Source organism: Nonomuraea sp. NPDC023979 (genome assembly GCF_040639085.1).
Classification (GTDB): Bacteria; Actinomycetota; Actinomycetes; order Streptosporangiales; family Streptosporangiaceae; genus Nonomuraea; species Nonomuraea ceibae.
This window is the reverse complement of record NZ_JBEZZG010000037.1, coordinates 1-21,434: the sequence shown is the minus strand read 5'-3', so window position 1 is coordinate 21,434 and position 21,434 is coordinate 1. Positions and strand designations below refer to the sequence as shown.

The window sequence follows — 21,434 nt, the reverse complement described above, 5'->3', positions numbered from 1 at the left end:
ACATGCGCTTCAGGATTCTCGGCCCGCTCGTCATCGAACGCGATGGGGGCGAGCTGCACCTCGGGGGAGGCCTGCAACGCGTCGTCATGGCGCTGCTCCTGCTGGAGGCCAACCGGATCGTGCCGCTCGACCGGCTGATCGAGGCGGCCTGGGGGCACGCGCCGCCCGGCACCGCGCGCAACCAGATCCAGATCCGGGTGTTCCAGCTCCGCAGGGCTCTGGACGACACCGTCCAGCCCTTCCAGGTGCTGCTGACCCGGCCGCCCGGCTACCTGCTGAAGGTCGGGCCGGGCAGCCTCGACCTGGCCGACTTCGACGCGCTCGTGGCGCGGGCGCAGGAGGAGGACGCCGAGCGGGCCGCCGCGACGCTGCGCGAGGCGCTCGCCCTGTGGCGCGGGCCCGCGCTCGCCGACGTCGAGAGCGACCTGCTCCTGCCGGTCGCGCACGACCTGGAGGAGCGGCGGCTGCTGGCCCGCGAGCGGCTGGCCGACCTCGACCTGGAGCTGGGCCGCCACCAGCAGCTCGTGGGGGAGCTGCGGCGGATGGTCCAGGACCACCCGCTGCGCGAGCGGCCGCACGGCCAGCTCATGCTCGCCCTCTACCGGTCCGGACGCCAGGCCGAGGCGCTCGACGCCTTCCGCGACTACCGCGGCATGCTCCTCGACACGCTCGGCCTCGAACCCGGCGACGAGCTGCGCCGACTGGAGCTGGCGATCCTCAACCAGGACGCCTCTCTCGCGCTCGGCTACGACACCGCGCCGGGCCGCCCCGCCGTCCGCCTCCCCGGCGCCCCCCGCCCCGGCGACGCGCCCGTACCCCCGGACGACGGCGCGCCCGAGCAGCCCGATGAGGAGTCCCGCGAGGAGTACGAGCCCGGCGACGAGGCGGCGGGCGGGCGCGGGCTGCCGCCGGTGCCGAGGCAGCTGCCGCCCGTGTTCTCGCCGCTGTCCGGCAGGGACGCCGAGCTGGAGCGCGTCGCCGCGATGCTGCGCCCCGGCGGGAGCGCGCTGCCGCTGGCCGCGATCGTCGGCCGGGCCGGCGTCGGCAAGAGCGAGCTGGCGCTGCACGCCGCGCACCGGGCCGCCGCCGACTTCCCCGACGGCCAGCTCTACATCGACCTGCGCGCCGGGGAACTGCAGCCGGCCGACGTGCTGGGCCGGTTCCTGCGGGCGCTCGGGCTGACGTCGCTGCCCCGGGGACTGGAGGAGCGCAGCGCGCTGTTCCGCTCGACGGTGGCGGGCAGCAGGCTGCTGGTCGTGCTCGACAACGCCGGCCCCAGCCCGGGGGTGTGGCCGCTGCTGCCGGGCGCGGCCCCGTGCGCCGCCCTGGTGACGACGCGGGAGCGGCCGGTCGGCCTGCCCGGCAGACAGGTGCTGCGGCTGGACGTGCTGGGCGAGCGGCACGCGGCCGACCTGATCGTCCAGGACATCGGCCCCGCCCGCGCCGCCCGCGAGCCGGACGCGGTCCGCACGCTGGCGCAGCAGTGCGGCGGCCTGCCGCTGGCGCTGCGCATCGCGGGCGCCCGGCTCGCCGCCCGCCCCCGCTGGCGGGTGGAGACGCTGGTCGCGCAGCTCGCCGACTCGCGCACCGCGCTCGACGCGCTCACGCACGGCGACGTGGAGGTCCGCGCCAGCCTCGACGTCAGCTACGCCGCCCTGTCGCCGCGCGCCCGCCTGCTGTTCCGCCGGATCGGCCTGCTGGGCTGCCCCCAGGTCGCGCCGTGGCTGGCCGCCGCGCTGTGCGACGCCGACCCGGCCGACGGGGTGTCGGGCCCGCTGGCGGAGCTGACCGACGCCTCGCTGCTGCGCCGGACCGCCGGGGGCCGCTACGGCATGCACGATCTCGTACGCGCCTTCGCCGAGGAACGCGCCCACGCGGAGGAGACCCGCGAGCAGCGGGCCATGACGGTCGAGCGGGCCTGCACCGCCCTGCTGGCCCTCGCCGAGCGGGTGCACGAGCGCCACTACGGCGGCTTCTTCACGATGCTGCGCGGCAAGGGCACCGCCACCTCCGCCGTCACCGCCGAGCTGGCCGACGAGCTGATCGGCGAGCAGCCGCTGCCTTGGCTGGACGAGGAGCGCGCCGTCCTGCTGGCGGCGGTGCGCCAGGCGGGCGCCCACGGCCTGGACGAGCTGTGCTGGAACCTGGCCATGACCGCCGTCACCCTGTTCGAGGCGTACGGGCACTTCGACGACTGGCGGTCGGTCACCGAGCACGCCAGGCGGGCGTGCGTGGCGGCGGGCAACGCCAGGGGCGAGGCCGCCATGGTCTACTCGCTGAGCTCGCTGCTGCTGTTCGAGCAGCGCTACACCGAGGCCGGGCCGCTGCTGCGTGACGCCATCCGGCTGTTCGGCGACATCGGGGAGATCCAGGGCCGCGCGCTGGCGCTGCGCAACCTGGCGCTGGTCGAGCGGGTGGGCGGCCGGGGGGAGGTGGCGCTGGCCCGCTACGCCGAGGCGCTGCCGCTGCTGCGGGCCGTCGGCGACCGGGCCGCCGAGGCGCACGTGCTGGTGAACGTGGCCGCCGTGCACCTGGAGGGCGACCGCCCGGGCGAGGCGGAGCCGCTGCTGGAGCGGGCCCTGGCGACGTTCCGGGCGGAGGGCGTGCCGCGCGGCGAGGCGCAGACGCTGACCAGGATCGCCGAGCTGGCGCTGCGCCGGGGCGACGCGGCGGCGGCGAAGGAGTCGTTCGCCCGGGCGGCGGCGATCGTGGGCGCCGTGCACGACCGGATCGGCGAGGTGTACGTGCTGCACGGGCTGGGGGAGGCGCAGGCGGCGCTGGGCGAGTCCGAGCAGGCGGAGGCGACGCTGCGCCAGGCGCTGGCCCTGGCGGTCCGGCTGGGCGAGCGGCACATCCAGGGCCGGGCCGGTCTCTCGCTGGGGCTGCTGCTGGGCGGGCGGGGCGACCCGGAGGCGGCCGAGCACCTGCGTACGGCGCACGAGCTGTTCGCCGGCATGGGCGCCGAGCGCTGGCGGGCGAGAGCCGCCCAGGCCCTCGCCCGCTGATCACCCCCGGTCAGACGCCCGGCTTGGCCGGGTCGCCGGTCCACGTCATGTCGCACGAGCTGGGGATCTCGGGCTGGCACGGCCCGTCGGAGCGGACGGCCTGGGCCGGCGTGGCGAGGCCCGCGGCGACGGCGGCCGCCAGGGCGGCGACGATGACGATTCTGCGCATGTGAAGCACCTCCGTGATGAGTCGCGAGGACTCTAGGGAGCGCCGCTTTCGACGCGCTTTACGGGGTTTCAGCCGCGCGGCAGCCACACCACGGCCCGCAGCCCCGGCCCGGCGTCCTCCAGGTGCACGGTGCCGCCGTGCGCGCGCACGGTCTCGCGCACGATCGCCAGCCCGAGCCCCGCGCCGCCCTCGTCGCGGCTGCGCCCGGAGTCGAGCCGGGTGAACCGGTTGAACACCCGCTCCCGGTCCTCCTCCGGGATGCCGGGCCCGTCGTCGGTGACGGTGAGCGTGCCGTCGGACGTCAGCGCCACCTCGACCTTGGACGCGGTGTGCCGCACGGCGTTGTCGATGAGGTTCGTCAGCACCCGGCTCAGGTCGAGGGCGTCGCCCCGCACCACGACCGGGTCGCACGCGGTCAGCCGTACCTCGCCGTAGCGCTCGGCGCACTGCCGCACCACCTCGTCGAGGTCGACCGGCTCGCGGCGGCCGGGCACGCCGCCGCGCTCGTCCAGCCGGGCCAGCGCCAGCAGGTCCTCGGCCAGCCGGTGCAGCCGCAGCGTGTCCTCCAGCACCCCCTCGGCCGTCTCCCGCCAGTCCTGGCCCTCGGGATGGCCGAGCGCCACCTCCAGCTGCAGCCGGATGCTGGCCAGCGGGCTGCGCAGCTCGTGCGCGGCGTCGGACACCAGCGCCCGCTGCCGCTGCTCGGCCTCCTCCAGCCGCCCCAGCATGTCGTTGAGCGTGGTGGCCAGCGAGTGCACCTCGTCGCGCGACTCGGGCACCGGCAGCCGCCGCGACCGGGCGGTGTGGGTGATGTCGGCGGCGCCGCGCCGCAGCGCGCTGATGGGCCGCAGCGTCCTGCCGATGATCATCCAGCTCGCCACGGCCAGCAGCACCACGAGCAGCGGCGTGCCGACGAGCAGCACCCGGCCGGCCGTGCCGATGCTGGTCTGGATCTCCGCGACCGGCCTGGCCGCGATCACGGTCTGGCCCCGGTCGGCGCGCAGCACCACCACGCGCAGCGGCCCCGGGATCGCGTACGGCCGGCCGTCGACGAACACCGCCTGCCCGCCCGCCAGAGCCTCCCGCCGGGCGGCGGCGCCCAGCAGCGGCACCAGCCGGTCGGCGCCGTAGGTGACGTGCGTGATGCGCTCGTCCGCGTCGAGCACCTGCACGATGGTGCCGTCGTGGGTGGTGATCGGGCTGGTCAGGGTGCCGGCGTCGGCGTGCACCCGGACGGTCTGCGCCTGCTGCCTGGTCGAGTCGTCCACCGTGGAGACGAGCGCCCGGTCGAGCACGCTGAGCAGCACCGACGCCGACACGGCCAGCGCCAGCGCGAGCACCGCGGCGGCCACGGCGGTGAGGCGGAAGCGCAGCCCCTGCCGCCGCCACCACGTCATCGGGCTCTCAGCCACCGTCGCCGGCCAGCCGGTAGCCCGCGCCGCGCACGGTCTGCAGCGCGTTCCTGCCGAACGGGACGTCGATCTTGCGCCGCAGGTAGCCGACGTACACCTCGACCACGTTCGGGTCGGTGTCGAAGGTGTCCCACACGTGCTCCAGGATCTCCGCCTTCGACACGACCTCCTCCCGCCTGCGCAGCAGGAACTCCAGCAGCGCGAACTCGCGCGGCGTCAGCTCCACCTGCGTCTCGCCGCGCAGCACCCGGCGGCGGGCCGGGTCGAGCGTCAGGTCGCCGGCCGACAGCACGGCGGGCCGCCGCCCGGCGTCGCGCCGCAGCAGCGCCCGCAGCCTGGCCACGAGCACCACGTACGAGAACGGCTTGGTCAGGTAGTCGTCGGCGCCCAGGTCGAGGCCGTCGGCCATGTCGTACTCGCCGTCCTTGGCCGACAGCATGAGGATCGGCACCCAGTTCTCCTCCGCGCGCAACTGCTTGCACACGTTGTAGCCGGACAGCCGGGGCAGCATGATGTCGAGCACGACCACGTCGTAGTCGCCGTTCCTGGCCTGGTGCAGGCCCTGCTCGCCGTCGTGGGCGAGGTCCACGGCGAATCCCTCGGCCTGCAGCCCCCGCTGGAGGGCGGCGGCCATCCGCCTCTCGTCCTCGACGACCAGAACTCTCATGCGGCGATTCTCCCGTCCTCCCCCTGAGACCCGGCTGAGAAGGCTGAGAGGGATCTCAGCTCGTCTCAGGCTCGCCTAAGGATGCATCACACAGGCTGGCGGCATCGACATACCGTTAAGGAGTGAGATGCGAAGAGGCACGTTCGTGAGGTGGGGAGTGCCGATCGCGGCTGCTGCCGTGATCGGGGCCGCGATCGGCGCCGGTCCGGTCGTCGCCGCGGTGAGCGGCGACCCGGTGCTGCCCGAGCGCTCGGCCCAGCAGCTGCTGGCCGACGCCGCGGCGGCCGCCCAGAAGACCGAGGGCATGCTGCCGATGTCCGGCACCGTGCAGCAGACGGCCTCGCTCGGCCTGCCGGCGCTGCCGGCGACCAGCTCCGCCGGGCCGCTCAGCCTGCTGTCGGGCTCGCACGAGATCAAGGTCTGGTACGGGGCGGGCGACAAGCTGAGGGTCGCGATGCCGACCCAGATGAACGAGACCAACCTGATCGTCAACGGCGACCAGGCGTGGTATTTCGACAGCGCCACCAACACCGCCACCAAGATCATTTATGACGGGAAGCGGCCGCACGACGCGGCCGAGACCGCCCCGGCGGAGCTGACCCCGCAGGCGGCGGCGGAGAAGGTGCTGGCCCAGGCCGACGAGCACACCGCCGTCAGCGTGACCAACACGGCCGAGGTGGCCGGCCGCCCGGCCTACCAGCTCGTGCTCAAGCCGAAGGACGCCGGCTCCCTGGTGGAGGAGGTGCGCCTGGCCCTCGACGGGGAGAACTTCGTCCCGCTCCAGGTGCAGGTGTTCGCCAAGGGCTCGGCCGAGCCGGCCTTCCAGGTCGGCTTCACCCAGGTGACGTTCACCCCGCCCGCGCCGGAGAACTTCACCTTCACCCCGCCCGCCGGGGCCAAGGTCGAGGAGAAGAAGCTCACCGCGCCCCAGGAGGGCGAGGGCGGCGAGCGGGCCGAGGAGCACCGTGAGGAGGCGAGGAAGGCCGCCGAAGAGGTCAAGATCGTCGGTGACGGCTGGACCTCGGTGGCCGTGCTGCCCGCCTCGGTGGCCGACCTGAAGGCCCAGGACGGCCGCCAGGCCGGCGAGCAGGGCGAGCAGGGTGAGGACGGGTCGCCGTTCGGCGGCGACGGCGGCGCCGACCCGGCCGCACTCCTCGAGACCGTCCTGAAGTCCGCCACCCCGGTGAGCGGCCCGTGGGGCTCCGGCAAGCTGATCACCACCAAGCTCGCCACGGTCCTGCTGACCGACGACGGCCGTCTGCTGGTCGGCGCGGTCACCCCGGAGGAGATCACCAAGGCGGCGGGCGTCAGGTGACGACCGCCACGCAGGAAGCGGGGGCGCCTCTCGGGGCGGCCCCGCCCTCCGACGCCGCCATCGTGACCAGCGGCCTGACCAAGCGCTTCCGCGGCGGCCAGGTCGCCGTCGACGCGCTGGACCTGGCCGTGCCGCGCGGGTCCGTCTACGGCTTCCTCGGGCCGAACGGCTCGGGCAAGACCACCACGATCCGCATGCTGCTGGGCCTGGTCGCGCCCACCGAGGGCGAGCACGCGCTGCTCGGGCTGCCGCTCGGCCAGGCGCTGCCCCGGGTCGGTGCGCTCGTCGAAGGACCGGCCTTCTACCCGTACCTGTCGGGTGAGGCCAACCTGCGCCGCTTCGACGCCGCCGACCCGACAGCGACGCCCGCCACCGCCAAGGAGCGGATCGGCGAGGCGCTGGAGCGGGTGGGGCTGAGCGCCGCGGCGGGCAAGCGGTTCCGCAACTACTCGCTGGGCATGCGCCAGCGCCTGGCCATCGCCGCCGCCCTGCTCGGCCCGCGCGAGCTGCTCATCCTGGACGAGCCGACCAACGGGCTCGACCCGCAGGGCACCCGCGAGGTGCGCGCGCTGGTCAAGGAGATCGCCTCCGGCGGCACCACCGTCTTCGTCTCCTCCCACCTGCTGGCCGAGGTGGAGCAGATGTGCACGCACGCGGCGATCATGCGGGCCGGCCGGCTCGTCGCGCAGGGCACGATCGCCTCGCTCAGCGGCGGGCGCGCCACCCGGATCCGGGTCGAGACGCCCGACCCCGCCGACGCCGCCCGGGTGCTGGGCGCGCTCGGCCTGGCCGACGTGCGCTCCGACGAGCACGTGAGCGCCGAGCTGGGCGGGCACGCGCCCGAGGAGGTCAACGCCGTGCTCGTCCGCGAGGGCGTGGCCGTGCGCGGGCTCGCCGTGGTGCGGCCGAGCCTGGAGGACGTGTTCGTGGGACTGACGGGAGAGGGTTTCGATGTCGACGGCTGAGACCACCACCGGTACGGAGGCGGCGACGCGGACCGACCGGCCCCGCCGCACCCCCGGGCTGGTGCCGGTGGCCGAGACGATCGGCAGCGCCGAACGCCACGCCCCCGAGCCGCCGCCGCCGGGACTGCCGTCGCCGCCGCGCCGGCCGGGCGCGTTCTGGCGGCTGCTCGGCTCGGAGCTGGGCCTGACGTTCCGGCGCCCGCGCAACCTCGCCATGCTCGCGGTGGTCGCCACGGTGCCGGTCGTCGTCGGCGTCGCGCTGCGGATGGTCGGCGGCGGCGGGGACGACGAGATGAGCGGGCTGATCGCCAGCGTGGCGGGCAACAGCCTCATGCTGACGTTCGTCTCGTTCTCGTTCCTGACGCTGCTGCTCATGCCGGTCGCCGTCGCCGTCGTCGGCGGCGACTCGATCGCCGGCGAGGCCGGCGCGGGCACGCTGCGCTACCTGCTGGCCGCGCCCGCGGGCCGGGGCCGGCTGCTGGCCGTCAAGTTCCTGAACGTCGTCGTGTACGCCTACGCGGTCACCGCCGTGGTGGCGCTGTCGGCGCTGCTCACCGGGCTGGTGCTGTTCCCCGTCGGGGACGTGACGCTGCTGTCGGGCACCACCGTCTCCGTGACCGACGGGCTGCTGCGGATCGCCGTCAGCGTCGGCTACATCGGCGCCGGCATGGCCGCCCTGGGCGCGGTCGCGCTCGCCCTGTCGACGTTCACCGAGGTGCCCATCGGCGCGATCGCCGGCGCGGTCGTGGCCGTCATCGTCTGCCAGGTGCTGCGCGCCATCCCGGAGCTCGCGCCGCTGGAGCCCTACCTGCTGCCGGCCCGCTTCACCGGCTTCGACGCCGTGCTGCGCGCCCCCGTCGACACCGGGGCGCTGCTCGACGGGCTGGCGGTGTTCGGCGCGTACACCGTGCTGTCGCTGTCGGTCGCGTGGGCGCGCTTCACCGGCAAGGACATCACTTCCTGACGGGCGCGCCCCGTACGGGCCGAGAACGGGCCGCGTACGGGACGCGCCCGCGGGTCAGGACGTGCGGCGGCGCAGCGCCAGGAAGGCGACCACGAGGCCGATGACGCCCACGGCCAGGCCCGCGCCGCCGAGCAGGCGGGCGGTGCCGTCGGAGGAGCCGGAGGCGGCGGCGACCGGCGTCACCGAGGGCGCGGGGGACCCGGCGGCGGGGGACGCCGGGGCGGTGGCCGCGCCGTGCGCGTCGCCGCCGGTCGCCGGGGTCAGCTTGAGCACCGGCGCGGGGTGCTCCGGCTCGGAGCCGTCGGCCGCGGGCGCGTCGGCCCAGTCGACGACCTCGCCGCCGGAGTAGGTCTGCTTCGTCGGGAACACGATCTGGCCGACGCCCTCGGGCAGGCGGCCCATCGACACCTCGAACTCCTGGAACTCGCCCTTGCCGATCTTCCCGCCGGACCAGACGACGGTGGTGACGGCCTCGGTGAGCTCGCCGAACTCGGTGGTGACGGGCTTGGGCAGCTTGCCCTCGGTGACCTTGACGCTCCAGCCGGGCACGGGCTTGACCGACACGAACGCCAGCGGGTGGTCGGTGGGGAAGGACACCTCGACCTTGACCGTCGAGGCGTCGTCGCGCTCGTTCGGCACGCGGAAGGCGACCTTGGTGAACCCGCCCTGCTCGGCGGTGCCCGGGTTGATCGTGACGTGGGCGAGCGCGGGCAGGGCGAGCCCGGCGGTCAGGGCGGTGGTGGCCGCGAGCACGGTCGCGGCACGGCGGACGAAGGACATGGCGGATCTCCACTTGTCGTGATGGGGGTTACGGGGGTGTCAGCAGTCAGGCGGGCAGTGGAGGACCACGCCTGGCCACGGAGTGACGCAGCCCGGGATCGGGCGGCACGGCCCGCGCGCGCACGATCGGCGCGGCGGGGCGGAGGACGGGGGAGCGGACCGGGCGCAGCGGCGTCAGGCGGCGCAGCAGCCGGCGCAGTGTCGCCCACAGCGCGGCCTCGCCGCGGGCCAGCCACCAGCCGGTGAGCAGCGTGGCCGTCAGGTGCGCGACCAGCATGCCGAGCGCGTCGCCGAGCCCCTGCCCGTGCAGGTGGAGGGCGACGTAGGCGGTGCCGTCGCCGCCGCCGAACAGCTCGTGCAGCCCGGCCTGCGCGACGATCAGCGCGGTGTTGACGGTGGCGGCCGGGCGCTCCCGGCCGGACAGGGCGAGCGCGAGCGCGAACACCGAGGCCGCGCCGAGCCCGGCGGCCCACGCCGCGGGGCCGGTGCCGCCGCCCAGCGTGTGCGCGATCGCGGCCAGCGTCACGCAGACGGCCGTGAAGACGGCCGCCCTGACGAGCCGGAGGGGCGGGTGCGCGCGCATGGGTGTGCCACATGGTCTCACGGGGAGGGGGCGGCGACGAGTTCTTCTTCAAGCTCGGCAATGCCTGGTTGATTCGCGATGTTTGTCGCTAGGGTCGGGCTCACCACGTTGACATAGGGGTGAGTACGTTGCGGCACTTAGGTGGTTTGCTCCTGGGGCTGGTGGTGACCGCGGCGGTCCTGGCCGGCGGCGGATGGGCCGTGCAGCAGGCGATGCTCGCCGCGCAGGCCGCCCCTACCGGCGGGCAGCAGTTGTGGATCGCGCTCGGCTCGATGGCCGCCGTCGGCCTCGTCGTCGGGCTCGTCGTGGCGGGGCGGGTCTCGCCGCTGGCCACCTTCACGCCGTCGCTGGTCCTGCTCGCCTGGACCGTCGTCTACGCCCTCGACATGAACCGCGCGCTCAGCCTCCTCCCGGACGAGCCGTCGGTGCACCAGCTCGTCCGGGAGGCCGCCGCCGGCGACCGGCTGCTGCTGACCTCCGGCGCCTTCGCCCTGCTCGGCGTGGCGCTGTTCATCCCCGTCCTGATGCCCTCGCGCTGGGCGCGCGACGACGACGAGGACGACGACGAGTACGAGAGCACGCAGGAGGGCGGCTACTACTGACCCCGCTGCGATCTACATTGTAAAGGCGGCGGCCCGGAAGCCTCCTGGTTACCGGTGAGTAGTGCGGGTATGTACAGGTCACGGAGGACTCGTCATGAGCCTGGACCGCGACGTCACGCCTGACTACCCGCTGAGCTGGCAGGCCCGCGCGCTCACCGGCCTGATGCGGGGCACCCTCAAGCCCGCCTCGCACCTGCTGCTGCGCCACCCGCTCGCGCTCGACTGCGCCTCGCGGCTCGGCGGCCTCGCGGGGGCCGTGCCGGTGCCGGAGCACGTCACCGTGACCCCGGCGGCCTTCGCCGCGTGCGGCGGCGAGTGGGTGCGCGCCGGACAGGAGCTGGACGAGGGCAAGGTGCTGCTCTACCTGCACGGCGGCGGCTACTTCTGGTGCTCGCCGCGCACCCACCGGCCGATCACCTGGCGGCTGTCGGCGGCGGCCCGCCGCCCGGTGCTGGCCCTGGACTACCGGCAGGGGCCCGTGCACAAGCTCGCCGACTCGCTGAGCGACGCCCTGGAGGCGTACGGGTGCCTGCTCGAACGCGGGTACGACGCGGCCGACGTGATCGTGGCAGGCGACTCGGCGGGCGGCCATCTGACGCTGGCGACGCTGCTGGCGCTGCGTGACCGGGGGCTGCCGCTGCCGTCGGCGGGCATCTGCCTGTCGCCGTGGGCCGACCTGACCGACTCCCCGCGCCGGGCCAACCGCTGGCAGGACCCGATCCTGCCGGCCGGGCGGGTGCGCTGGCTGGCCCGCCGCTGGACCGACGGGCTCGACCCTCGCGACCCGCTGGTGTCGCCGGTGCTGGGCGACTTCACCGGGCTGCCGCCCCTGATGATCGTCACCGGGTCCACCGAGGTGCTCAGGGACGAGGCGCGCCGCGTCGCCCTGCGCGCCCGGCGGGCCGGGGTGCCGGTGACGTACGAGGAGTGGCCGCGGATGCCGCACGTGTTCCCGCTGCTCGCGGACGTGCTGCCGGAGGCGCGGCTGGCCTTCCGGCACATGGCGGGGTTCCTGGCCGCGGCGGGGGAGCGGCCGCCGATGGAGGACGCGGCCTGACGGTCTTCCCCCGGGCAGGGTGTAGGTTAGGTATGCCTAACTTCTGGAGGGGGTCGTTGGAATGACCGATCACCGCGGTGTCGTCCTGCGCACCGAACGCATCTCGCCGCACATGATCCGTGTCGTCGTCGGCGGTGACGGCCTGCGTGACTTCGCCCTCTCCGGAGCCACCGACAGCTACGTCAAGGTCGTCTTCCCGCACGAGGGCGTGGACTACCCGCAGCCGTTCGACGTGCGGCAGGTGCGCGAGACCATGCCGCGGGAGTTCTGGCCCCGCCTGCGCACCTACACCGTGCGCGCCTGGGACCCCGACACCCGGGAGCTGACGCTCGACTTCGTCCACCACGGCGACGAGGGGCTGGCCGGGCCGTGGGCCGCGCGGGCCAGGCCCGGCGACGAGGTGCTCATGCTCGGCCCCGGCGGCAGCTACTCGCCGGCCCTGGAGGCCGACTGGCACCTGTTCGCCGGGGACGAGAGCGCGCTGCCCGCCATCGCCGCCTCCCTGGAGGCGCTGCCGGAGGACGCGCTCGCGTACGTGTTCGTCGAGGTCGAGTCGCCCGAGGACGAGCTCAAGCTGAGCACGCTCGCCGACGCCCGCGTGACTTGGCTCTACCGCGACGGCGGGCCCGTCGGCGAGGCGCTGGTCGAGGCGGTGCTCGCGTTCGGCTTCCCGCCCGGCGACGTGTGCGCGTTCGTCCACGGCGAGGCCGGCTTCGTCAAGCGGCTGCGCCGCTACCTGCGGGTGGAGAAGAGCGTGCCGCTGGAGCGGCTGTCGATCTCCGGCTACTGGCGGGCAGGCGTGGACGACGAGGGGTGGCGCGCGGTCAAGAAGGACTGGAACCGCCAGGTCGAGACCGAGGAGGCCGCCGAACTCGGCTGAGCCCGCCCCGGCCGCGACCCGGGTCAGATCTTGGTCACGTCGATCACGTACAGCGTGTCCCCGACGTCGTAGTACAGGAGCCTGCCCTCGGCGTCGTGGCCGGGCGGCTGGGCGGAGAAGCCGTTCTCCCGCTGCTCCGCCTTGATGCCCAGGTCGGCCGAGCGGCCGCCGGCGAGGTCGTACAGGGCGAACGCGACGAACCCGGTGCGGTCCTTCAGCATGGCCACGTGAAAGCGGTCCTGGGGCAGCCGGTCCGTCCGCCCCATGGAGCCCGGCAGCGGCTGCTCGCCCGAGCCGTCGCGCAGGCGCAGGAACATGCCGTCCTGACGCTGCCCGATGCAGTGGGTGACCGAGCATCCGAGCAGCTCGTCGCCCGGCCGGGTGGTGGCGGTGCGCGTCTCGCCCGTCTCCGCGTTGCGGATCCGGCCGAACCTCGGTCCCACATGCTCGCCGTACGGGCCGGGCTCGCCGATCCACGGCCAGTTCAGCACGTGCATCGACGCGCCGCCCTCGACCGGGGTGGCCGGGCCGCCCGCCAGGGGGGCGGTGTGGACGCCGCCGGAGCGGGCGGAGAAGACGACGCGGTCGCCGGCGATCTGCACGCCGTCCAGGCCGCTCTCGTCGGTCCGCACGGTGGTGACGAGCGCGGCCTCGCCGCCGGACAGCGGGGCCGACCAGATCTGGGTGGTGCCGTCCTTGAGCCGGTTCCACCAGACGACCCGGTCGCCGCCGGCGCGGAAGTCGGCGGCGAACGCCACCGTGCCCTTGGGCGTCGGTACCTTCGTGATCTCGCGTCGTTCCCGGGTGCCGAGGTCGTAGGCGTACAGGGCGTTGGCCTTCTCGAAGCTCGACCAGGTCTCGACGAGCAGCGTCCGGTCGTCGAGGAACTGGATCGGGCGCAGCCGATCGCGCCGGGTGCCGGGGAGCTTGTGGACGGCCTGCGGCCACACCTCCTCGATCGGCGGCGGCGCCTGGAGGTCAGTGAGCTCACCCGTGGGCTCGCCGGTGGGCCCGCCAGTGGATCCGCTGGTGGACACGCCGGCCGAGGCGGTGGCCGAGACGGTGGCCGCCGGGCCGGCGGGGCGGGGCTCGGCCGGGCCCCCGAGGCCGGCCGTCACTGCCACGCTCACCCCGGCGGCCACCACGACGACCGCCGCGGCGGCGAGCAGCGCCTGCGCGCGGGGCGCGCGCCGGGGAGAAGGCCCGGCCAGGCGGGCGGCGACCGCGGCGGGCAGCGCGGGCGCCCGATCGGCGGCGCGCTCCAGCGTCCTGCGCAGGGTCTCCTCCAGGACGGTGGCGCCGGCCTCGTCCCGATTGTGCTCGTTCGGTCCGGTCGTCGGTCCGGTCATCGTGCGCCTCCGGGGATCAGGTGGGCGGGGACGGTGGCGCGCAGCTTGGTGAGCGCGCGGTGCGCCTGGCTGCGCACGGTGACCCGGGACACGCCGAGCGTCTCGGCGATCTCCGCGTCGCTGAGCTGCTCGTAGTAGCGCAGCACGAGCACGGCCCGCTGCTTGCGGGGGAGCCCGGCCAGCGCCTGCCACATCGCCTGCTCGTCGCCGCCGGGCAGCGTGTCGTGGTGCTCGCGGTCGGGCGGCTGCCGCATCACCTGCTCGCGCCGGCGCAGCCGCCAGGCGGCGATGTGCAGCCGGGCCATCGTGGTGCGCGCGTAGCTCTCCGGGTTGTCCTTCGACCGCAGCCCCGGCCAGGCCGCCCGCATCTTGAGCAGCGCCTCCTGCACCAGGTCCGCCGCGTCGTGCGGATTGCCGGTCAGCACGTATCCGTACCGCATCAGCGCGTCACCCCGCCGGGCGACGAACTCCGCGAACTTGGACTCCTCATCCACGCTGCCTCTGCCTCTCGTCGTTATCTGTCACCTCCGAGAGAGGGATCGCGGGGAATCTGTTGCACGAAAAAGTGGCCGCGCCAGGCCGGGGGGTGTCTGGCGCGGCCGTTTCGCCGGGGGAACCGTCCCATGCCCTGGAGGTGGCCGGCGAGTTCGGGACATCAGTGGGTGAACTGCTCCTCTTCGGTGGAGCCCTTGAGCGCGGTCGTCGAGGAGTCGGGCGCGACGGCCGTGCTGACCAGGTCGAAGTAGCCGGTGCCGACCTCGCGCTGGTGGCGGGTGGCGGTGTAGCCGCGCGCCTCGGCGGCGAACTCGGCCTCCTGGAGGTCCACGTACGCGGTCATGCCGTCGGTCGCGTACCCCTGGGCGAGGGCGAACATGGAGTGGTTCAGCGAGTGGAACCCGGCGAGCGTGATGAACTGGAACTTGTACCCCATGTGCCCGAGTTCCCGCTGGAACTTGGCGATGGTGGAGTCGTCGAGGTGCTTCTTCCAGTTGAAGGACGGCGAGCAGTTGTAGGCGAGCATCTGGTCGGGATACTCGGCCTTGATCGCCTCGGCGAACTCGCGGGCCACGTCCAGGTCGGGCGTGCCGGTCTCCATCCAGAGCAGGTCGGAGTGCGGCGCGTAGGCCAGGCCGCGCGCGATGCACGCCTCGATGCCGTTGCGGACCCGGTAGAAGCCTTCGGCGGTGCGCTCGCCGGTGGTGAAGCGCTGGTCGCGGGGGTCCACGTCGCTGGTCAGGAGCGTCGCGGCCTGGGCGTCGGTCCGCGCGATGATCAGGCTGGGGACTCCGCAGACGTCCGCGGCGAGGCGGGCGGCGTTGAGCGTCTTGATGTGCTGGCCGGTGGGGATGAGCACCTTGCCGCCGAGGTGGCCGCACTTCTTCTCGGAGGCGAGCTGGTCCTCCCAGTGCACTCCGGCGGCGCCCGCGGCGATCATGCCCTTCATGAGCTCGAAGGCGTTGAGCACGCCGCCGAACCCGGCCTCGGCGTCGGCCACGATGGGCGCGAGCCAGTACGGCGCGTTCTCGGCGCCTTCCGACCAGGTGATCTGGTCGGCGCGCAGCAGCGCGTTGTTGATGCGGCGCACGACGGCCGGCACCGAGTTGGCCGGGTAGAGGCTCTGGTCGGGGTACGTGTGCCCGCCGAGGTTCGCGTCGGCGGCCACCTGCCAGCCGGACAGGTAGATGGCCTTCAGCCCGGCCCGCACCTGCTGCACGGCCTGGTTGCCGGTCAGCGCCCCGAGGGAGTGGACGTAGTCCTCGGTGTGCAGCAGGTCCCACAGCCGCTGGGCGCCGAGGCGGGCCAGCGTGTGCTCCTCCTGGACGCTTCCACGCAACCGGACCACGTCCTCGGCGCTGTAGGTGCGCTCGATGCCGGCCCAGCGAGGGTCGTTGTCCCACTCTTCACGCAGCTGCTCGGCAGCTCCCTTGAGGCGATCGTTCATCGTTGTCTCCTTAGTCGTCCCCTGGGGCTCATGCCGAGTCTGTGCCCTGACCACCCCACCGCCATAGGGGCCGATTCAGAGAAGAACGACGAAATTTAGCATAAATCGCAACTCTTGCCGCCTGTTCGCTGCAGAAGAAATCGCAACTTTTCCTGTTGGCCTAGACCAATCACCCTCAACCTGCTGTGACTAGAAGATGGGCGGATTTTCCGTCTAAGATGCCTGCATGGCGTCCTTGCTAGGCGAAGAACCGCTGTCTTTGACGCAAGAGCTCGATCTCATCGCGTTCGGGCAGCGCCTGCGCCACCTGCGCAAACAGCGTGGCCTCACCCTGTCCGACCTGGGCTCGCGCGTCAGCCGCGCCCCCAGTCAGCTCTCCCTGCTGGAGAACGGCAAACGCGAGCCGAAGCTGTCGCTGCTCAAGTCGCTCGCCGCCGCGCTCGGCGTCCCGGTGGAGGAGCTGCTGCGCCGCCAGCCGCCCAACCGGCGCGCCCAGCTGGAGATCGCCCTGGAGGAGGCGCAGCGCGACCCCCTGTACGCGGGGCTCGGCCTGCCCAGGCTCAAGGTCTCCGCGCGGGTGCCCAACGACGTGCTGGAGCACCTGCTCGGCCTCTACGGCGAGTTGCGCGCGCGGCAGGCCAGGGGCACCGCCACCCCGGAGGAGGCCAGGGCCGCCAACGCAGAGCTCCGGCGCAGGCAGCGCGAGCTCGGCAACTACTTCCCCGACATCGAGAAGGCCGCCGCCGAGGCGCTGGCCGCGGTCGGCTACCGCACCGGGGCCCTGTCCCAGAGCATGATCCAGAGTCTGGTGACGCACTTCGGCTACACCGTGCACACCGCCCAGGACCTGCCCCGCTCGGTGCGTTCCATCACCGACCTGCGCAACCGCCGCATCTACGTCAAGCACGAGCAGCTCGGCATGCACACCCCGCGCACGATCCTGCTCCAGACGCTCGGCCACCTGGCGCTCGGCCACGACAAGCCGCGCGACTTCGCCGACTTCCTGCGCCAGCGCACCGAGGCCAACTACTTCGCCGCCGCGGTGCTCGTGCCGGAGAAGGCCGCGGCCGTCTACCTGCGCGAGGCCAAGGCCGACCGGGCGCTGTCGGTGGAGGACCTGCGCGACGTGTTCGCCGTCTCCTACGAGATGGCCGCCCACCGCTTCACCAACCTCGCCACCCACCACCTGGGCCTCGTCTGCCACTTCGTGCGCAACGACGCCGGGGGCATCATCTACAAGGCGTACGAGAACGACGGCATCGTCTTCCCGGCCGACGAGCAGGGCGCGATCGAGGGCCAGCGGATGTGCCTGCAGTGGTCGGGCCGCCAGGTCTTCACCTCGCCCGACCGCTTCTCCGTCTTCTACCAGTACTCCGACTCGCCGACCGGCACCTACTTCTGCGTCGCGCACGTCGACCCGTCACGCGAGCGCGACTTCGCCATCACGCTCGGCGTGCCGTTCCGGGAGTCGCGCTGGTTCCGGGGCCGGGAGACCACCAACCGGACCCGGTCGCTCTGCCCCAACGGCGACTGCTGCCGCCGCCCGCCGACCGATCTGGCCGAGCGCTGGGAGGGCTACGCCTGGCCGTCGGCCCGCGCCAACTCCCACGTGCTGGCCGCGCTGCCGCCGGGGTCGTTCCCGGGGGTCGACGAGGCCGATGTCTACACGTTCCTGGAGCGCCACGCGGAGGCCGGCTGACCTTCGCCTATCCTGGGGGCGGGGATGAACGGGGGTGGTTCGCATGCTGCCTGAAGTTCAGAGCTGGATGCGGCGCCGCAGCTCGCGGGCCGCGGACTGGCCGGTCGCGGCGCTGGCCGAGGCCAAGGGCGGCGCGACGGTCAGCGTGGTGCTCCCGGCGCGTGACGAGCGGGAGACCGTGGGGGAGATCGTCGCCGTCATCATGGGGGAGCTCGGCGCGGTCGTCGACGAGGTCGTGGTCATCGATTCGCGCTCCACCGACGACACGGCGGAGGTGGCGGCGCGGGCGGGCGCCGTCGTGCACGCCCAGGACACCATCCTGCCGGGCCTCGCGCCGCTCGACGGCAAGGGCGAGGCGCTGTGGAAGTCCCTGGCGGTCACCAGCGGCGACATCGTCGCCTTCGTCGACGCCGATATCCGGAAATTTCGCTCCACCTTGGTGAGCGGATTGCTCGGCCCGCTCCTCAGCGACTCCTCCGTCGCGTACGTCAAGGGCTGCTACGACCGCCCGCTCGACGGCGCGCCCACCGGCGGCGGCCGGGTCACCGAGCTCGTCGCCCGCCCGCTCATCAACCTGCACTGGCCCGAGCTGGCCGGTTTCGTCCAGCCGCTCGCCGGCGAGTACGCCGGCCGCCGCGCCGCGCTGGAACGGGTGCCGTTCCTGACCCGCTACGGGGTCGAGATCGGGCTGCTCATCGACCTGCTGGAGCTGGCCGGGCTCGACGCGTTCGCCCAGGTGGACCTCGGCACGCGCGAGCACGCCCCGCAGTCGACCGAGGCCCTGGGCGGCATGGCGGGGCAGATCATGCTCGCCGCCTGGTCCCGCCTGTGCCGCCAGGGCAAGATCCAGACCTGCCACGACCCGTCGTGCCGCCTCGACCAGTTCCGCCGCGTCAGCGCCGGGCACGAGGTCCTGACCAGCGACATCTCGGTCGCCGAACGCCCGCCGATGGTCACCGTGCCCGCGTCAGCCGCCTGACGGGCCCTCCCCGGGCAGGCCGTCGCGCAGCGCCGCGGCGGCGAAGGCCGCGGCGTGCTCGCGCATCGCCTCCTGGTCGCCCGCCGCCTCGCCCAGGAGGATGCGCGCGAGCTGCGGCATCATCGCCGGGAACAGCGCCAGCCCGGTCAGCAGGAACACCGTGCGCGCCGTCGCCTCCGTGGGCCGCTCGCTCATCGACGCGGTCTTGCGCGCGCACCGCTCGACCCGCGCCTCCTGGCCGGGCAGCAGCTCCTGGCCCCGGTAGTTGAGCGCCTCCCACATCAGCAGCCGCACCAGCTCCGGATGGGCCTGGTAGTAGGCCGACAGCTTGGCCACGTAGTCGACCGGGTCGCTGCCGGGCAGCGCGATCTGCGCGGTCAGGTCGTCGATCGCCTCGGTGATGACCGCGTCGAACAGCTTCTCCTTGCTGCCGAAATGGCCGTAGATGCGCTCCTTGTTGACTCCGGCGCGCTCGGCGATCCGGTCCACGCGCGCTCCCGCGACGCCGTACGCGGCGAACTCCTCGCGGGCGGCGGCGAGCAGGGCGGCCCTGGTGGCGGTGGTCGAGACCTTGGCTGGCATGCGGCCATCCTACCTCGACCAACTAGTTGGTTGACATCCAACTAGTTGGTTGGTGTAGCGTCCCGGCACATGACGACCACTTCCCTCCGCCCCGCGCCGCCCGCCACGGCGCCGTTCGGGTCCACGCTGCTGTCCTTCGTGCTCACCGCCGTGCTGGTCAGCGGCCAGCTCTACATCGTGATCCCGCTGCTGCCCGACATGGCCGCGACCTGGGGGACCGTCCCGGGCGAGCTGACCTGGCTGGTGACCGCGTTCGGCGCCGGATACGGGGTGGGATTCCTGATCTTCGGCCCGCTTTCCGACCGGTTCGGGCGCAGGCGGCTGGTGCTCGCCGGACTGCCCCTGGCCGCCCTCGCCACCGCACTGGTCGCCGCCGCGCCCTCGCCGGAGGCCGCCCTCGTGCTGCGTGCCGTCCAGGGGCTGGCCGTGGCCACGTTCCCGCCCGCCGGGCTGGCGTACCTGGCCGAGCGGATCGAGCCGCGCCGGCGCGCGGTCGCGATCTCCGCGGTGACCGGCGCGTTCCTCGCCTCCGCCGTGCTCCTTCAGGTGCTCGCCCAGCTCCTGGTGGACACCGCCGGGTGGCGCGGGCTGTTCCTGATCTCCGGCGCCGCCCTGGCCCTGTCCGGCCTCGGCCTGCGCGCCACCATGCTGCCCGGCACCCCGCAAGCGCCGACCGGCGGCGGGCTGCTCGCGGCCTACCGGCCGCTGCCGGAGCTGCTGCGCGACCGGCCGCTGCTGGCCCGGTACGCGGCCTCGGTCGTGGTGCTGACCGGGTTCGTGGCCGTCTACACCGGCCTGCAGCTCTACGGCGTCACCCCGTCGTCCGGCGAACTCCTCGCGCTGCGCGCCGCCGGGCTGCCCGCCATGATCGCGGTGCCGCTGCTCATGCCCTGGTTCGGCCGCGTCGCGCCCGTCACCCGGGCCGCCGTGATGCTGGCCGGCGGCGCGCTGGTGCTCGCCGCCGCCGCCCTGACCGGCGCCGCCGGGCCCGGCCTGGTGCTCCTGCTCGCCGCGTACGCCGTCGCCATCACCGCCGGCCTGCCCAGCCTGAACGAGTCCATCTCCGCCCGCGCCGGCCGCTCGCGCGGCACGGCGCTGGCGCTGTTCTCCTTCTCGCTCGCCGTCGGCGGCAGCGCCGGCCCGCAGGTCGCCGCCCTCTTCAGCGGCTTCACCCCGCTCCTGTACGCCCTCGCGGCGGCGATGGGCCTGTCCGCCCTGGCCGTCGCGCTGGTGAGCGGCCGGGGCGGTGTCCCGGTTTGATCTTTTCGCGGCGAATTCCGGGTATGGCTGCGTACGATCGCCCGCGTGGACCTGATCGCGTTCTTCGCCGTCGTGCTCGCCATCCCCCTGGGACTGGCGGGCGGCGCGGCGGTGCTGGCCGCCCGGTCGACACCGCGCGAACGCCACCGCCCGGTGAGCCGGCTCGCCCTCGCCCACGGGGCGGTCCTGGCGACGCTCGGCCTCGCCTTCCTCGCGGGAATCGCCTGGGCCACGCGCGAGGACGTCCACTACGACGACTTCGGCTCCGCCGTGCAGCTCTACGCGAGCATGCTCGGCGCCGCCCTGCTGTTCCTCGGCCTGGGGCCGTTCGTCGCGTGGGCGCTGAAACTTCCGGCCCGGCACGCCGCCCGCCTGCCCGTCACGGTCCGGCTGGCGGCGCGCGAGGCGGCCGGCGCCTCCCGTGGCACGGCGGCCTTAACGGCGGCGGTGATGCTCGCCACCGGCCTGGCGGTCACCCTGATGATCTCGGCCGCCGCCGTCACCACCCAGAACCGCGCCCACTACCTCCCGCAGGCCCGGCCCGGCGCCCTCCAGGTGGACACGTTCTACACCGACGACCCCGACGCCGTGGGCGCCGCCGTCCGGGAGGAGCTCCCGCCCGGCGTCCCCGTGCTGCGGAGCGAGGAAACGGCCGGGAGCGGCCACGTGACCTACGCCGGCGACGGCTGGTCGGGGTTCGACGCCTTCGTCGGTGACGAGACGCTGCTCCGCTACCTGACCGGGGACCCGGCCACGCCCTACGACGAGGACACGGCCGTCCTCGTCACCGCGGAACCGGGCGCCGACCCCACGATCGACCTCCACTACAGCATGACCACGCCTCCCGGCGAGTACCTGACCAAGACCATTCCCGCGATCACGGTCAGACCGGCCGACCCGCGCCTGAGCGCGCTCTTCGTCCCCGCGAAGGTCGTCCGCGGGCTGGGCTTCGACCTGGAGGCGGGCAGGTTCCTCGTCGACCCCGCCGCCCATCGCACCACCCGCGCCGAGCAGGAGCGGCTCACCGACCGGCTCAGCGACCTCGCCGAGGTCCACGTCGAGCGGGGGTACGAACCGGCGACCGGCTGGATCCCGGTCGCCGGGGCGCTCATCCTGCTCGCCCTCGGCGGCGGGCTGGCCGCCACCGCCCTGGCGGCGCGCGGTTCCCGGCGGGCGCGCGTGCTGCGGCGCGCCGGCGGGTCCCCGCGACGGTACGCGGCCTGC

General features: G+C 74.1%; 20 protein-coding genes. 11 read left to right on the top strand and 9 right to left on the bottom strand.

The window, feature by feature from the left end:
- Positions 1-2: 2 nt before the first annotated feature.
- Positions 3-3,005 (top strand): AfsR/SARP family transcriptional regulator, encoded by a 3,003-nt coding sequence (locus AB0G11_RS40675; RefSeq protein WP_219517289.1) that lies wholly within the window; start codon positions 3-5, stop codon positions 3,003-3,005.
- A 10-nt stretch (positions 3,006-3,015) separates the two neighbouring features.
- Here the strand turns inward: AB0G11_RS40675 and AB0G11_RS40670 are convergent, their stop codons facing one another.
- From AB0G11_RS40670 to AB0G11_RS40660, 3 genes are all read right to left on the bottom strand, one after another.
- A complete protein-coding gene (locus tag AB0G11_RS40670) occupies positions 3,016-3,174 on the bottom strand; it encodes a hypothetical protein (RefSeq protein WP_357592028.1) in 159 nt (52 codons plus the stop codon).
- Positions 3,175-3,242: 68 nt separating this feature from the next.
- Positions 3,243-4,571 carry an ATP-binding protein gene (locus tag AB0G11_RS40665; protein ID WP_219517286.1) on the bottom strand — a complete coding sequence of 443 codons (1,329 nt, stop codon included), beginning with the start codon at positions 4,569-4,571 and terminating at the stop codon, positions 3,243-3,245.
- A gap of 7 nt (positions 4,572-4,578) precedes the next feature.
- Positions 4,579-5,253, bottom strand: coding sequence for a response regulator transcription factor (locus AB0G11_RS40660; protein WP_219517285.1), 675 nt, complete (start codon positions 5,251-5,253; stop codon positions 4,579-4,581).
- A 127-nt stretch (positions 5,254-5,380) separates the two neighbouring features.
- Here AB0G11_RS40660 and AB0G11_RS40655 point away from each other — a divergent pair, with 127 nt between their 5' ends.
- From AB0G11_RS40655 to AB0G11_RS40645, 3 genes are read left to right on the top strand one after another with little or no spacing between them, the layout of a single operon-like run.
- On the top strand, positions 5,381-6,568 hold the full coding sequence (locus tag AB0G11_RS40655) for a DUF2092 domain-containing protein (RefSeq protein ID WP_357592026.1): 1,188 nt from the start codon (positions 5,381-5,383) through the stop codon (positions 6,566-6,568).
- Positions 6,565-7,533 carry an ABC transporter ATP-binding protein gene (locus AB0G11_RS40650; RefSeq protein WP_219519556.1) on the top strand — a complete coding sequence of 323 codons (969 nt, stop codon included), beginning with the start codon at positions 6,565-6,567 and terminating at the stop codon, positions 7,531-7,533. The genes AB0G11_RS40655 and AB0G11_RS40650 overlap by 4 nt, the downstream gene beginning before the upstream one ends.
- Positions 7,520-8,497 (top strand): ABC transporter permease, encoded by a 978-nt coding sequence (locus AB0G11_RS40645; protein ID WP_357592024.1) that lies wholly within the window; start codon positions 7,520-7,522, stop codon positions 8,495-8,497. Before AB0G11_RS40650 ends, AB0G11_RS40645 begins: the two co-directional genes overlap by 14 nt.
- A gap of 54 nt (positions 8,498-8,551) precedes the next feature.
- Here AB0G11_RS40645 and AB0G11_RS40640 read toward each other — a convergent pair whose 3' ends face one another.
- Both AB0G11_RS40640 and AB0G11_RS40635 read right to left on the bottom strand, forming a co-directional pair.
- Positions 8,552-9,277 (bottom strand): YcnI family protein, encoded by a 726-nt coding sequence (locus tag AB0G11_RS40640; protein WP_357592022.1) that lies wholly within the window; start codon positions 9,275-9,277, stop codon positions 8,552-8,554.
- A 46-nt stretch (positions 9,278-9,323) separates the two neighbouring features.
- Positions 9,324-9,860, bottom strand: coding sequence for an MFS transporter (locus tag AB0G11_RS40635; RefSeq protein ID WP_219519549.1), 537 nt, complete (start codon positions 9,858-9,860; stop codon positions 9,324-9,326).
- A 146-nt stretch (positions 9,861-10,006) separates the two neighbouring features.
- On the opposite strand from AB0G11_RS40635, the gene AB0G11_RS40630 reads away from it, so the two are divergent.
- From AB0G11_RS40630 to AB0G11_RS40620, 3 genes are all read left to right on the top strand, one after another.
- Positions 10,007-10,462 carry a hypothetical protein gene (locus AB0G11_RS40630; RefSeq protein WP_246647100.1) on the top strand — a complete coding sequence of 152 codons (456 nt, stop codon included), beginning with the start codon at positions 10,007-10,009 and terminating at the stop codon, positions 10,460-10,462.
- A gap of 94 nt (positions 10,463-10,556) precedes the next feature.
- Positions 10,557-11,519, top strand: a complete 963-nt coding sequence (locus AB0G11_RS40625) for an alpha/beta hydrolase (protein WP_357592020.1) — start codon at positions 10,557-10,559, stop codon at positions 11,517-11,519.
- A 61-nt stretch (positions 11,520-11,580) separates the two neighbouring features.
- Positions 11,581-12,399: a siderophore-interacting protein gene (locus tag AB0G11_RS40620; protein WP_219519544.1), complete on the top strand. Its 819-nt coding sequence runs from the start codon at positions 11,581-11,583 to the stop codon at positions 12,397-12,399.
- 23 nt (positions 12,400-12,422) lie between these two features.
- Here AB0G11_RS40620 and AB0G11_RS40615 read toward each other — a convergent pair whose 3' ends face one another.
- The 3 genes from AB0G11_RS40615 to aceA all read right to left on the bottom strand — a co-directional run bounded on the left by AB0G11_RS40615 (position 12,423) and on the right by aceA (position 15,690).
- Positions 12,423-13,748, bottom strand: a complete 1,326-nt coding sequence (locus AB0G11_RS40615; protein ID WP_357592018.1) for a hypothetical protein — start codon at positions 13,746-13,748, stop codon at positions 12,423-12,425.
- The gene (locus tag AB0G11_RS40610; protein WP_357592017.1) at positions 13,745-14,242 is read right to left on the bottom strand and encodes a SigE family RNA polymerase sigma factor; all 498 of its coding nucleotides are present in this window, start codon (positions 14,240-14,242) and stop codon (positions 13,745-13,747) included. The genes AB0G11_RS40615 and AB0G11_RS40610 overlap by 4 nt, the downstream gene beginning before the upstream one ends.
- Before the next feature lie 161 nt (positions 14,243-14,403).
- The gene (gene aceA, locus AB0G11_RS40605) at positions 14,404-15,690 is read right to left on the bottom strand and encodes an isocitrate lyase (protein ID WP_219518162.1); all 1,287 of its coding nucleotides are present in this window, start codon (positions 15,688-15,690) and stop codon (positions 14,404-14,406) included.
- Positions 15,691-15,949: 259 nt separating this feature from the next.
- Here aceA and AB0G11_RS40600 point away from each other — a divergent pair, with 259 nt between their 5' ends.
- Positions 15,950-17,389 (top strand): helix-turn-helix domain-containing protein, encoded by a 1,440-nt coding sequence (locus tag AB0G11_RS40600; protein WP_357592015.1) that lies wholly within the window; start codon positions 15,950-15,952, stop codon positions 17,387-17,389.
- Between the two features lie 43 nt (positions 17,390-17,432).
- Entirely contained in the window at positions 17,433-18,368 is a 936-nt protein-coding gene (locus AB0G11_RS40595; protein WP_357592013.1) for a glucosyl-3-phosphoglycerate synthase, read from the top strand.
- On the opposite strand, the gene AB0G11_RS40590 is transcribed toward AB0G11_RS40595, so the two are convergent.
- Complete coding sequence (locus AB0G11_RS40590; RefSeq protein WP_219518168.1) at positions 18,357-18,950, bottom strand: TetR/AcrR family transcriptional regulator; 594 nt, start codon at positions 18,948-18,950, stop codon at positions 18,357-18,359. The two genes, AB0G11_RS40595 and AB0G11_RS40590, sit on opposite strands and share 12 nt — an antisense overlap.
- A gap of 69 nt (positions 18,951-19,019) precedes the next feature.
- Here AB0G11_RS40590 and AB0G11_RS40585 point away from each other — a divergent pair, with 69 nt between their 5' ends.
- Both AB0G11_RS40585 and AB0G11_RS40580 read left to right on the top strand, forming a co-directional pair.
- Positions 19,020-20,210: an MFS transporter gene (locus tag AB0G11_RS40585; RefSeq protein ID WP_219518170.1), complete on the top strand. Its 1,191-nt coding sequence runs from the start codon at positions 19,020-19,022 to the stop codon at positions 20,208-20,210.
- A gap of 45 nt (positions 20,211-20,255) precedes the next feature.
- Positions 20,256-21,434 (top strand): hypothetical protein (locus AB0G11_RS40580; RefSeq protein ID WP_357592011.1); only part of this gene is annotated, 1,179 nt, incomplete at its 3' end.